Source organism: Alkalibacillus silvisoli (assembly GCF_039521975.1).
GTDB classification, from domain to species: Bacteria; Bacillota; Bacilli; order Bacillales; family Alkalibacillaceae; genus Alkalibacillus; species Alkalibacillus silvisoli.
In genome coordinates this window covers 51,705-63,955 of record NZ_BAAACZ010000007.1, presented here as the reverse complement: position 1 = coordinate 63,955, position 12,251 = coordinate 51,705, and the positions used below count along the sequence as shown (strand labels likewise).

General features: G+C 36.9%; 17 protein-coding genes. 7 read left to right on the top strand and 10 right to left on the bottom strand.

What is annotated here, in order from left to right:
* Window positions 1-349: 349 nt before the first annotated feature.
* Window positions 350-910, bottom strand: coding sequence for a phosphatidylglycerophosphatase A family protein (locus ABDZ63_RS03900; protein WP_343781920.1), 561 nt, complete (start codon window positions 908-910; stop codon window positions 350-352).
* Window positions 911-1,030: 120 nt separating this feature from the next.
* Here ABDZ63_RS03900 and ABDZ63_RS03895 point away from each other — a divergent pair, with 120 nt between their 5' ends.
* From ABDZ63_RS03895 to ABDZ63_RS03880, 4 genes are all read left to right on the top strand, one after another.
* Window positions 1,031-1,756, top strand: a complete 726-nt coding sequence (locus ABDZ63_RS03895) for an alpha/beta hydrolase (protein WP_343781919.1) — start codon at window positions 1,031-1,033, stop codon at window positions 1,754-1,756.
* A gap of 114 nt (window positions 1,757-1,870) precedes the next feature.
* A complete protein-coding gene (locus ABDZ63_RS03890) occupies window positions 1,871-2,383 on the top strand; it encodes a YjcG family protein (RefSeq protein WP_343781922.1) in 513 nt (170 codons plus the stop codon).
* Between the two features lie 6 nt (window positions 2,384-2,389).
* Window positions 2,390-2,818 carry a GNAT family N-acetyltransferase gene (locus ABDZ63_RS03885; protein WP_343781918.1) on the top strand — a complete coding sequence of 143 codons (429 nt, stop codon included), beginning with the start codon at window positions 2,390-2,392 and terminating at the stop codon, window positions 2,816-2,818.
* Window positions 2,819-3,149: 331 nt separating this feature from the next.
* Window positions 3,150-3,821: a DUF421 domain-containing protein gene (locus ABDZ63_RS03880; RefSeq protein ID WP_343781917.1), complete on the top strand. Its 672-nt coding sequence runs from the start codon at window positions 3,150-3,152 to the stop codon at window positions 3,819-3,821.
* Window positions 3,822-3,970: 149 nt separating this feature from the next.
* Here ABDZ63_RS03880 and ABDZ63_RS03875 read toward each other — a convergent pair whose 3' ends face one another.
* The 4 genes from ABDZ63_RS03875 to ABDZ63_RS03860 all read right to left on the bottom strand — a co-directional run bounded on the left by ABDZ63_RS03875 (window position 3,971) and on the right by ABDZ63_RS03860 (window position 5,787).
* The gene (locus ABDZ63_RS03875; RefSeq protein ID WP_343781916.1) at window positions 3,971-4,870 is read right to left on the bottom strand and encodes an MBL fold metallo-hydrolase; all 900 of its coding nucleotides are present in this window, start codon (window positions 4,868-4,870) and stop codon (window positions 3,971-3,973) included.
* Between the two features lie 33 nt (window positions 4,871-4,903).
* Complete coding sequence (locus ABDZ63_RS03870; RefSeq protein ID WP_343781915.1) at window positions 4,904-5,224, bottom strand: hypothetical protein; 321 nt, start codon at window positions 5,222-5,224, stop codon at window positions 4,904-4,906.
* A gap of 66 nt (window positions 5,225-5,290) precedes the next feature.
* The gene (locus tag ABDZ63_RS03865) at window positions 5,291-5,479 is read right to left on the bottom strand and encodes a hypothetical protein (protein ID WP_343781914.1); all 189 of its coding nucleotides are present in this window, start codon (window positions 5,477-5,479) and stop codon (window positions 5,291-5,293) included.
* A 92-nt stretch (window positions 5,480-5,571) separates the two neighbouring features.
* A complete protein-coding gene (locus ABDZ63_RS03860) occupies window positions 5,572-5,787 on the bottom strand; it encodes a hypothetical protein (protein ID WP_343781913.1) in 216 nt (71 codons plus the stop codon).
* 206 nt (window positions 5,788-5,993) lie between these two features.
* Here ABDZ63_RS03860 and ABDZ63_RS03855 point away from each other — a divergent pair, with 206 nt between their 5' ends.
* The gene (locus tag ABDZ63_RS03855) at window positions 5,994-6,455 is read left to right on the top strand and encodes a CotY/CotZ family spore coat protein (protein WP_343781912.1); all 462 of its coding nucleotides are present in this window, start codon (window positions 5,994-5,996) and stop codon (window positions 6,453-6,455) included.
* 66 nt (window positions 6,456-6,521) lie between these two features.
* On the opposite strand, the gene ABDZ63_RS03850 is transcribed toward ABDZ63_RS03855, so the two are convergent.
* Both ABDZ63_RS03850 and fabI read right to left on the bottom strand, forming a co-directional pair.
* Window positions 6,522-6,917 carry a CotO family spore coat protein gene (locus ABDZ63_RS03850; protein ID WP_343781910.1) on the bottom strand — a complete coding sequence of 132 codons (396 nt, stop codon included), beginning with the start codon at window positions 6,915-6,917 and terminating at the stop codon, window positions 6,522-6,524.
* A 135-nt stretch (window positions 6,918-7,052) separates the two neighbouring features.
* Window positions 7,053-7,829 carry an enoyl-ACP reductase FabI gene (fabI, locus tag ABDZ63_RS03845; protein WP_343781909.1) on the bottom strand — a complete coding sequence of 259 codons (777 nt, stop codon included), beginning with the start codon at window positions 7,827-7,829 and terminating at the stop codon, window positions 7,053-7,055.
* A gap of 198 nt (window positions 7,830-8,027) precedes the next feature.
* Here fabI and ABDZ63_RS03840 point away from each other — a divergent pair, with 198 nt between their 5' ends.
* Window positions 8,028-9,200, top strand: a complete 1,173-nt coding sequence (locus tag ABDZ63_RS03840; protein WP_343781908.1) for an FtsW/RodA/SpoVE family cell cycle protein — start codon at window positions 8,028-8,030, stop codon at window positions 9,198-9,200.
* On the opposite strand, the gene ABDZ63_RS03835 is transcribed toward ABDZ63_RS03840, so the two are convergent.
* The 3 genes from ABDZ63_RS03835 to yjbM are packed head-to-tail and all read right to left on the bottom strand — an operon-like array spanning window position 9,197 to window position 11,534.
* On the bottom strand, window positions 9,197-10,063 hold the full coding sequence (locus ABDZ63_RS03835) for an RluA family pseudouridine synthase (RefSeq protein ID WP_343781906.1): 867 nt from the start codon (window positions 10,061-10,063) through the stop codon (window positions 9,197-9,199). The genes ABDZ63_RS03840 and ABDZ63_RS03835 overlap by 4 nt on opposite strands.
* A gap of 17 nt (window positions 10,064-10,080) precedes the next feature.
* Entirely contained in the window at window positions 10,081-10,887 is an 807-nt protein-coding gene (locus tag ABDZ63_RS03830; RefSeq protein WP_343781905.1) for an NAD kinase, read from the bottom strand.
* Between the two features lie 32 nt (window positions 10,888-10,919).
* Window positions 10,920-11,534 carry a GTP diphosphokinase gene (gene yjbM / locus ABDZ63_RS03825; RefSeq protein ID WP_343781903.1) on the bottom strand — a complete coding sequence of 205 codons (615 nt, stop codon included), beginning with the start codon at window positions 11,532-11,534 and terminating at the stop codon, window positions 10,920-10,922.
* A gap of 129 nt (window positions 11,535-11,663) precedes the next feature.
* On the opposite strand from yjbM, the gene ABDZ63_RS03820 reads away from it, so the two are divergent.
* Window positions 11,664-12,236 (top strand): CYTH domain-containing protein, encoded by a 573-nt coding sequence (locus ABDZ63_RS03820; RefSeq protein ID WP_343781902.1) that lies wholly within the window; start codon window positions 11,664-11,666, stop codon window positions 12,234-12,236.
* The last annotated feature ends 15 nt before the right edge of the window (window positions 12,237-12,251 follow it).

Genomic DNA, 12,251 nt, shown 5'->3' with positions numbered 1-12,251 from the left:
TGTTTTTCGTCCGGCAATTATTCACCCGCATCCGACATTAACCCTTCCTCGTCCGACAATTATTCACCCCCATCCGACATTAACCCCTTCTTCGTCCGGCAATTATTCACCCCCATCCGACATTAACCCCTTCTCGTCCGACATTTAACCTACACCTTAGTCAACTAAAAGAAGCACACACGCAAAAAGAACCACATTGATAAAAATGTAGTTCTTTTCATAAGTCTATTTATTCTCAATAACCATCGCAATACCTTGCCCGCCGCCAATAAATAACTGACAACTGCGTAGCGACTTTCTCTTCGCTTCAATTCATATACTGCAGATCATCCACCATTTAAATAAATATTTAATACCTATCCTCTTGATCACGAATCTCTATTTCCCGTTCACTCAATCCATCTTCAATGTCACGTAAACGGTGGGCAACGCGACTAGAAGCATTCGCGGCGATACTGCCCACCATATCATCTAAAAATGTGTGGCACTCTTCGCCTTCTTTAGAGTCTAACTTTTCAATAATTCCTTTTTTCTCTTGATCTAAATAGCCAAAAGTCGTTACAGAAATGCTCCCGTAGCCTAAAGCAGCTCCAAAGGCGATTGTTTCATCGACACCAAAGAGCCCTTCATCTTGAGCAATTAATGATTGTAGAGGTTCTGACAACTGACCTTTTTCAGCCAACATATCTAATTCCACTCCGACTAACAATGCATGCTGGATCTCACGTTTTTCTAATACCCGGTAAACACTTTCAACACAATAATCAAAAGTTAACGATTCATTGTAAGGTTTTTGCATTTGAAATACAATTTCTGCAATACTAGAAATAGATACACCCCGTTTTTCAAGACATTCCAGAGCTGCTTGTTCTATTTCTTTGCTACGAATGTGGTTCGAATACGTCGTCATACTTTCCTCCTCCTTTTCCTAATTATACCACGATGAAGAGGTTGGACAAATCGTAATATTCGCGATTTTTAAGATATGTGATAAAATAAAACAAAACCAAAACTAATGGAGGTATTAGACTTGGCTAGAGATGGTTCAATGGTTGAGCGTGAAATAGAAAGTAAATATATGAATGAAACGTTCACCATCAATATTTACAGACCAGAAAACTATTCAACACTTTACAAGTACCATTTATGCATTGTCCAAGATGGTGATGACTACTATCAGCTTGGACGTTTAGCAAGAGTTAGTGATAAATTGCATAATGAGGGTAAGATTGAAAACACCATCTTTTGTGGTATACATTATAAAGATCGTGATGATCGTTGGCATAAGTATCACCCTGAAAGTGATAAACAGGAAGCTTATATGAAATTTTTGCGCTTTGAAGTCGTTCCTGTTTTAGACAGAGAATTACCAAGCTATCATGTCAAATCATGCCGATCATTAATGGGAGATTCATTAGGGGGAACTGTTTCATTAATGACAGCCTTAAAATATCCTAACACTTTTGGGAAAGTGATTATGCAGTCACCTTACTACGATGAGCGTGTTGAGAAACTCATTAAAGAAACGGATGAGATTGAAACAATGTCAATCTATCACACGATTGGTCTTGATGAAGAAGAAGTTGAAACGACTTATGGGGACATTGATGATTTCTTAAACCCAAACCGTGAAATGAATGAACTTCTAAAAGATCACGTATCAGATTATACTTATAAAGAACTTGAAGGTGACCATACTTGGAAGCAGTGGCAAAAAGATTTACCTAACGCCATTGAACATATTTTCGGAAAATAAGCACAATGGGGCGATTTTTCCAAGGGTTTTCTGATATAATATAATCTATACTTCATAAATCAGTTTTATCGGAAAATAATTATTGAAACATGGAGGGATTTATTCATGGCACCAGTGACATATGGAATCGCGATTTTTCCATCAAAAGACGTACAAGATGTAGCTAATTCATACAGAATGAGATATGACCCACGTTATTCTTTAATACCACCGCACATTACCTTAAAGGAGCAATTCCAAGCTTCAGAAGGTGAAATTGAAGAAATTGCAGCAGCTTGTAAAAAAATTGCCAATGAAATGGAACCGTTTGACATTGAAATTAATCGTGTTAGCTCTTTCAGTCCAGCGACCCACACCGTTTATTTGAAGGTGGAAGCAAATCGTAGTTTAATTCATTTAAACGAAAAAATGCATGAAGAGCCTTTCCCGGTTGAGCGTGAACATAAATTTGTTCCGCATATTACGATTAGTCAGGAACTATCCGAAGATGAACACTCCGATGTTTACGGTAGCTTAAGGTTATCTAAATTCGAACTTAGCGATACAATCGACCGATTCCAGTTATTATATCAACTTGATGATGGAAGCTGGACAGTTTATGAAACATTTAAGTTCGATAAGGAGTAAAGGCTCATGCTAAACGTGCAACAAACAGAAACAAAAAGACAAAAAGATGAAGTATTTGATATTCGTAAAGTAGTCTTTGTAGAAGAGCAGAATGTACCTTTAGAAGAAGAGATGGATGAGCATGATGAGCATGCCATACATTTTGTTGGTTACACGTTAGAAAGACGGCCTGTTGCTGCCAGTCGACTACGATTCGTTGATGAATACGGTAAACTGGAACGCATTGCTGTTTTAAAAGAAGAACGTGGCAATGGATTTGGACGAGATATCATTTTAGCAATGGAAGATATCGTTAGGACTAAAGGTTTATCTAAAACAAAACTGAACGCACAAACTTACGCCGAAGAATTTTATAAAAACCTTGGTTACGAAACAATATCAGGTGAATTCATGGATGCTGGTATACCACATGTAACCATGGTTAAAGATTTATAACGTTAAAAACCGCCCCTATTAGGCGGTTTTTTATTGCACTTAAAGCATCGTATAGCCGACATCTACAAGTTAAACTAATAAGTGATACCCTAACCAAAACAAAGCTAAAGCTGTACCAACAACAACTAATATAATCGTCATTTTCCCTTGCATATTCATCACCATTCCCCCTTCCAAAGTTAGTCCGCTTATATATAGGTTGAGTCCCGTAAAAAAATATATACAATCCACTAGAAATTTCACCTTCACTTCAATGCATGAAAAACCACTTTGCTCAAATAATATGAACTGATTATATAATGAGGGGGTTTTTGTGGTGGGGACTGAACCTATGGATTTTTTACGGATTACAATAGAAACAATGGTTGGATTCGCTGCATTATTTACATTAACGAAAGTAATTGGCAAATCTCAAATCACACAAATTACCCCATTCGACTTTATCGCAGCCATTGTCTTAGGTGAATTAATTGGTAACGCGCTTTATGATAAGGAAATTGGTATTAGTATGATCTTGTTTGCCGTTACATTATGGGGCGTTCTAATCTTCACAATTGAAACTTTGACAATTAAATTTCGACGAGTACGGAAAACCCTTGAAGGCTCACCTTCCTTGATTATCCGGCGCGGTGAGATTCAGCGGGACTTATTAAAAAAGGCAAAGCTCGATATGAACCAATTTATGCATTTATTAAGAGATAAAAATGTCTTCTCAATCCAAGAAGTAGAATATGCAGTTCTTGAAACAAATGGTTCTATAAACGTCCTAAAAAAGTTCATACACCAAACACCCACAAATGAATTATTAAACCAAACACCAAAAGCAGTAGAGTTGCCAGTAACAATCATTACAGATGGCGAAATAGTTGATGAAAACTTAAAAGAAATTGAGTGGGATTTAGAACATATCAAGGATGAAGTCGAAAAACAAGGACTAACGATCCAAGATGTGATGTATGCAGAATGGACACAAGAAAAAGGCCTATTTGTCATGCCTTTTTAAACCATACAACATACAACTGAATCTTATATCAAAAAAGCTTGTTACCAAATTCTATTGGCAACAAGCTTAATCTTTGGCCACTCGCATCTTCTTTAAACGGGTGGAAGTGAGAAGCTCCCACTTCAAGCGTCAGCTAAGTGGTGAGTAGTTCACGTAAGTGACTTCACAATCATTCTATAGTTTTCGACCTCACATTTAATTTCATTGTTTTCAATCAAAGCTTTAATATAGGCTGTCACTGCTGTTCTAAACATTAAAAACATCGACAATTGATCAGCTTTCACATCAAACCTTGCACACATTGAAGACACGACATCTTCATGTGATATACCGTGTGTAGCTAGATCAACCATTTCTTTCAACACAGTTAATAACTCACGATGATAATCAATATTAGCCTTCACTGTTTCATGATAATTTCGTTCAAAAGGTCCGTGTCCAGGTAAGGCACCATCAAAATCTGTTTGATAAAGCTTCTCTAGACTAGTAATCGTATCGTTCGCACATGTAATATAAGGAATCTTATGCTTGTTTAACTCTTTCTTTCCGAAATAGCTATCAGCTGCAAATAAAATGCCATACGTTGCTACAGCAAGCTGGTGGTAACTATGACCAGGTGTTGCAATCAATTGCAAATCAAAGCCATCAATCTGATAATCCCCTTCACTCACGACTTCATCAACTTCAACAGGCGGTCCTTCTAAAAATTTATTCCGTAACTCTTTAAGCGGGGTATTCCCTTGAAACATATAGATTGGCTCGATGATCGGATTTTCAACAATTGCCGCTTCTAATATTGGAGCCATTACTTTAATATTATATTTCTTCTTTAAATAAGCTGCTCCACCGTAATGATCAGCATGGGCATGAGTAATCAAAAGGTGCGTGATCGGCAATTTTTGTTCATCTAATTGCCTAACCACCTTACGAATTGCTGACTCATCAATGCCAGCATCAATTAACAACCCTTGATTACCTTCATGCACATAACCAACATTGACAGAGCTTGAAAAATAATAACAATTTTGATTTAACTGATTCATCTTCATTTATCGGAATCCTTTCTTTAGCGCTTTTCCCTATTAAATGTTTTCGCTAAAGTACTGTCCTTTTCCTGTTATTTCTGCTAAATACTTTTCATTAGGCTTTTTTCGAACAGATTCTCGTGTGTAGAGTTGGAGTGTTTCTGCTTGTTTAGCATTTTTAGGGTGATTATGATTTTGCTTACGATAACGCCTGCTCATACGTAGACGCTCTTCTCTATACTCATATGACTGCTTTCTTCTCGTTTCAAGTTCTACCCGAAAAGGTCTTTCAATGATATAAGGCGACTTTGTTTCACCAGAAACTCTAAGGTGATATTGATTATACTGATGTTGATCAACTGGCAAAATGTATCCCATATGACCAACCTCCTTCTTCTACTAATCATATACCCGTTAATTACTATAACTATTCGCAATTAACGATTAAGGTTTGTCGATTTTCTTACCTAAATCTTGCATCCATTTCTCAATTTTAGAAGCATCACCTTCCAACATTTTCTCCCAGTCATGAAATTCCTTTGTTTGCTTATTAAACTTTTGTTGTGGCGACTGATTAGTATCTTTCGCGAGCTTTTGTAAATGCTTCATTAATAAAATGAATCGATCAGGCATAGATTATCACACCTTTTTTAAGAAATTTGTCTCTTTTACGGTATAAAACGTAAAAAGGAACTCGAATTTTCTCCGAGTTCCCAGACACACCTTTAGATCCAGAAAAATGGTGGGCGTCTTTCTTCACCATCATCTTGATCGTCATCTTTCATCTTAACCTCATCTTCCATCATTTCCTCACGAGGTTCTTCATCCATCATGCGAGGACCAAACCACGGATGCGATTCTCTTTCAGGGGGCTCAAAGTGAACATTGTCAGCCTTAATGATTAAGTCCTTTACATGAATTTCTTTTTTAGAATCGGACATGCTTTTCACTCCTTTAAGTGTTAGGCGTTTCGTTAACTAGTATATTCAACAATTCTAAATTAGCTTAGGTTGGTGCCCTGTAATTTCATATTCAATTCTTTTAAATCTTAAAAACTTTTTTTGGCTAATGCCCACACCTTCCTAGGTAAAATGCATACATTATTATCGTAACTAAGGTCAATTGACTAGTAGAAAGGAGATTGCTTATGTCTTGCCGCGATAAGCGTCGTATTGAAGATGATACAAATTGCGTAGCTGACATTCTTCGTCAGATTGTGGATGCACAGGATGACATTGTGGATGATGATTGTGATATAGGTTGTGAACAATCCATCCAAGACCTACGAGGTGATACAACAGCTCCTAACAGTTTAGATACAGTACCCGTTTTACTATATTGTGAATGCAAACCGTTTAGAGGATTTGGAGCACGTAATGATCAACAAAGAACAGTACTAGATAGCTTCTTTTTCCGTGTTAACAGCATTGATGATAACAATTGTGCAACATTAGAAATCTTGCGTGACCCTTCTGATACGCACACAGGTTATCCTGATCCTACTAAACAAAAGACAGCAAACCTGCGCGCAACAGGCATCTGCATTACAGTTGATTTAGAATGCTTCTGCCACGTTACTTGTTTACCAGCAATTAACGCACTTTCTTAATTCCGCACCGCAAAAAAAGAGTCTGCTTAATTTATAGCAGACTCTTTTTTTATTCTCGTATTTGATTTAAAATCCAACTAATCTTATATCTTCAATATCTCCACGTTTAACCTTCACACGAAAACCACGATCAACAGTTCGAAGCATTAAAATATCCTCATCACACATTTCAATAGTCCCAATATATGTTTGGTTATCTGTTTTAACTTCACACTTCATTTTCGGTAGGATACTTGGCAGATCAACCATGTATTTTAACCTTTCTTCTAAATTCATATCTTGAAACTTACGTCGTTTAGATTGTTCTAACTCAGCCTCTTTTCCAACATCCTCTTCAACTGACTCATCAACTGACTCATCGACATTTTTACTATAAAATTGTGACTGAGCCTTGGCAGTCAGATTAAAATCACTATTTTGAGCAATAAATAATAGTGGTGGCTTTACTTGTTTATCAGACATTCGTACAAACTCCTCCCTTACTTCTTATCACCTTATCTTATGCATAAATGCCTAGGGTAGTGAGAGGGAAAAAAAGCGCAAAGCATCTTCAGTTTAACTAAAGATTGCTTTGCGCTTAGAAATTAAATTATTCGCTTATCGTCCTAAAATGTTATAACCAGAATCAACATGTAAAATTTCGCCTGTCATACCACGTGATAAGTCACTCATTAAGAAGTAAGCAACATCGCCAACCTCTTCTTGTGTCACTGGCTTACGTAAAGGTGCACGCGCTTCAATTTCTTGTAAAATTGAGTTAAAGTCACCGACACCTTTTGCTGACAATGTACGAATTGGTCCAGCTGAAATGGCATTAACACGAATACCATATTTACCTAAGTCATTCGCTGCATATTTCATCGTGGCATCTAAGCTCGCTTTCGCAACCCCCATAACGTTATAGTTTTCAACGACGCGCTCGCCACCTAAATAAGTAAGCGTGACAATACTTCCACCCTCAGTCATGACATCTTTAGCAGCACGAGAGACTGCAGCTAATGAAAAGGCGCTAATGTTGTGTGCTAATAAGAAACCATCGCGTGATGTATTTATAAATTCGCCTTTTAATTCATCACGATTCGCAAAAGCAATACAATGCGCTAATCCATGAATAACACCAACATCGTTCTTAATAGTTTCGAATGTTGTATTAATTGCTTCATCATTCGTCACATCACATTCATAAAATAATGAATCATCACGATCTAACGTTTGAGCTAAATCACGAACAGGCTTTTCAAAGCGTTCATTCGCATAAGTGAATACTAATCTTGCTCCAGCATCATGTAGGGCTTGAGCAATACCCCAGGCGATACTACGTCTGTTTGCAACACCCATGACAACATATGTTTTACCTTCTAAAGAAAAATTCATTTGATTGACCTCCTAGCCAGTCATAGAAATTATGGTTTGTTATTAGTACCTACTACTATTTTATATAAAATAAATGACTTATACAATCTTTTTCTATGATTAATTGTAAACTTTCATAAACTGTTAAAGAGTTCACATTGACGAACTTACATAAATGCTTGAAAATAGAATAGATGATAACTTAAAAGGAGTATACTCATGAACAGTAGTGGTAACGAAAAACGATTTGACACATTTTTACTATTCGTCATGACAGCTTTAATAGCTATTAGCTGTTTTACTTTATATACATTACAGCCTCACCTACCGGGGCATCTATCAAATATTAACTTCTCAATGCAACAACTTATGTGGTTTCTATTCGGTACAATTGGGATCGCCCTGATTATGATATTAGATTTTGATCGCTTCCGAAAGCTTGCATGGCCTGTTTATATTTTAGGTGTCGGGATGTTAGCAGGACTATTTTTATGGGGTGATACGCGGTTAGGGGCAACGCGTTGGTATGATTTACCATTTGGTTCTATCCAACCTTCAGAATTTATGAAAGTGTTTCTTGTCCTAACCTTAGCCCACGTGATCACATCACATAACGAAAAGTGGACTCATAAAGACCTTAAATATGACTTAGTGCTTTTAGGAAAGATTGTCGGTCTAACTTTACCGCCTCTTATTCTAATTGCGATGCAACCTGACTTAGGTTCTTCTTTAGTCATACTATCGATCATGGCCTTTTTAACTTTAATCTCAGGAATCCGTTGGCGAGTTCTTCTAATGATCTTCGGGATTTTTGCGCTATTTAGTATCATCATTGCCGCCATATACTTATTATACACGGACAGATTTATTGAATTTATTATAGAAAACACACCATTTGGACATGCCATTCACAGAATTCAAGCCTGGCAGGACCCTCATCTTTATGAGCAAAGCTCTGCTATGCAGGTGATCCGTTCCATGTTAGCAATAGGTTCTGGTGAATTATTTGGTAAAGGAATTGGCAATTATCAATTATCCATTCCCGAACGCCACACCGACATGATCTTTACTGCTATTGCTGAACAATTTGGCTTTTTCGGTTCTAGTGTTGTCATTATCTTGTATTTTTTAATGATCTACCGCATTATCCAGATTGCATTGGACTGTCGTGACCCATTTGGCACATACCTTGCAGTTGGTTTCGTTGGTATGTTCTCTTACCAAATCTTCCAAAACATTGGGATGTCTGTTCAATTATTACCCTTAACTGGTCTGCCATTGCCATTTTTAAGTTATGGCGGAACATCATTATTAGTTTACATGGCAGCAATCGGACTTGTCTTAAATATACACTCTAGAAAGAAAGAATATATGTTTGAAGCAGATGATTAAATCAACCCTACTAATTCAACTGGTTTCGTCGCATACGTTTTAACCACCTTCTTCGTTAGCGGGTGGTTAAAAGTCAACCACTGACAATGTAAAGCTTGTCCTGATAATAAGGATCGATCACCACCATACAAGTCATCTCCAAGTAAAGGATGACCTAGGTGGGCAAAATGAACACGAATCTGATGTGTCCTTCCTGTTTCAAGTCTGACTTCAACAAGCGAGCCTTGCGCTGTTTTTTTATTCACACGATAATGCGTAACGGCTCGTTTTCCATTTTCACTGACTTTACGCTCGATAATCGAAGGAAGATTACGAGCTATAGGTAAGTCAATTGTCCCTGACTGACACTTCAATTGACCAGAGACAAAGGCTTCATATTCCCGCTTCACCTCACTGCCTTGTAATAAATGATGGATGTAACGATGTTTAGCAATTAACACTAATCCAGAGGTATAACGATCTAGGCGAGTGACGACATGGAAAGTAGATTGAAGCGCTTGTCGGTCAAAATAATCCAAAACACCATTTGCTAAAGTCACACCAGATAAATCATTCATATTAGGTGATACTGCTATGCCTCTTGGCTTATTTACTACTAATATATAATCATCTTCATAAACGACTTTTAAAGGCATATAAACTGGCACTACCCGCTCACTACGCCTCTCAATAGGAAAATGAATAGTCAATTGATCAGCTGTATACAATTTAGCTCTTACCGTTACAGCCTCACCATTGACTAAAATCTCCCCTTCTTTTTTTATTTCTTTAAGTAATCGATTTGAAAAAGCTCGTACGTGTATCAAGTAATCACGTACGAGCCACTGATGATATGTTTGACTGACAGACCAGGTTAATTTCATTTGGGAGCTCACACCTATTATTCTATTCGCTCATTTGAAATGAATGAATCGTGCACACGTTTCCAAAATGGAAATGGACGGAAACGAGCAAATCTAACGCGCTCTTTTGCCACTCGACATTGTATACTGTGAACATGATTAAACGTCATCGTTAAATGATCAATCGTAATTAAAAAGCTCCTGTCATTTTTCGGTTTCATAACAGCTGTATGATGTTTCGGTAAAATGAGCGGCGAACCAACCGTACGGAACACACGGTTATTAATTGATGCCATTTCTGTAATTTGAAATGCTTCTAATGATGGGTGGATAATGGCGCCACCTAAAGCTTTATTATAAGCAGTCGAGCCTGATGGTGTTGAAATACATAAACCATCACCACGGAATGTTTCAAAGTGCTCACCCTTAATCTCAACATCTAAAACAACTGAACCTTCTGCTGTTTTAACCGAAATTTCATTTAAAGCTAAATACCAGTGTTCTTCATCATATTCAGCTGGTCGAATCGTCAATTCTAATAAAGGATACTCCACTACTTGGAATGGTGTTCTCGCAATTTCAATAATTAATTTCTCTAGCTCTTCTGGGACCCAATCAGCATAAAAACCTAAATGCCCTGTATGTACTCCGATAAAGGCTGTCTCATCTAAACGGTGGACATAACGATGGAAAGCTTCTAATAAGGTCCCATCACCACCTACAGAAATAACTAAATCCGGCTCTTCTTCATTATATTCCAATTTGAATTCAGATAAGTAACTTTTAAACTTTGACTTAATTTCTTTTGAAGCTTGATCGCCTCGGCATTGCACTGCAAACTTCAATTCAACCCCACCTTTTATTGAGAGTCTTTAAGCTAATCTTTTTTTCGACGGAAAAACTCTTGTGCTTCGCGAATTTCTTTTCTGATCTTTGACATTTCTTCATCTAGTCGAAACGCTGCCTCTGCAGCATTTTTTAATCGAGTTGTTACATCAGAGGGCATTTGACCTGAATATTTATAATTTAATGAATGTTCATTGATCGCCCAAAAATTCATCGCCAATGTTCGAATTTGAACTTCAGCTAATATACGTTTTTCCCCGTGAATCGTTTCAACAGGATAACTAATAATGACATGATATGAACGGTAACCACTTTCTTTATTCTTTTCAATATAATCTTTTTCTTCAACAATTTCAAAATCTTGTCTTGTTCTAATCATATCAACAACTTCATAAATATCATCCACAAACGGACAAACAACACGTAAGCCCGCAATATCTTGTACTTCTTCTTCTATTTTTGGAATTGGAATGTCTCGTCTTTTTGCTTTGTCAACAATGCTTGTGATCGGTTTTACTCTACCGGTGACAAACTCAATGGGAGAATGTCGAGACTCGTAGTCAAATTGTTTACGCATTCCTTTTAGTTTAATTTTTAATTCGTCGACTGCTTGACTATATGGTGCTAAAAAGATATCCCATTTCAAACGATGCTCCCCCACTTTCGCCATGATGTCTTACACACAACCATTGTACCATAATCTGCCCGTTGCCATAATCATTGAACATTACTAAATTATCCGTCATAATGAAAAATAGTTAAACGAGGTGAGATGATGCAAGAGATTGAGATTGAATTTAAAAATTTACTCACTAAAGAGGAGTATGATGCATTAGTCGAGCATTACATTAACGATTACACTATAGCTAAAAACCAGACTAATTACTACTTCGAGACGGCTGATTTTCAACTTAAGCATAAGCATGCAGCTTTAAGAGTACGGGAAAAAGGTGGTCATTATATAGCCACTTTAAAACAACCCGTTGAAGACGGATTACTCGAAACACACGATTCCATCTCAGAAACACAATTTAACGAATGGTATAAAAATCTAATTGACCTACCACCAAATATAAAAAAACAATTAGATGAAATCGGCATTAATGGGAACGAATTAGAATACAAAGGAACACTTCAAACGATTCGCTATGAACAACAGTATGATAACTGCTTAATTGTTTTAGACCATAGTACATACAACGGTAGAGAAGATTACGAATTAGAGTTAGAAGTATCAAATTATGAACAAGGTAAGCAATTGTTTGAGAAGATCCTTAACCGATTTAAAATTAAACAACGAGCAACATCAAATAAAATTGCACGTTTTTTGGGAACTGTTAAAAATTAACTTGCACATCAAAAG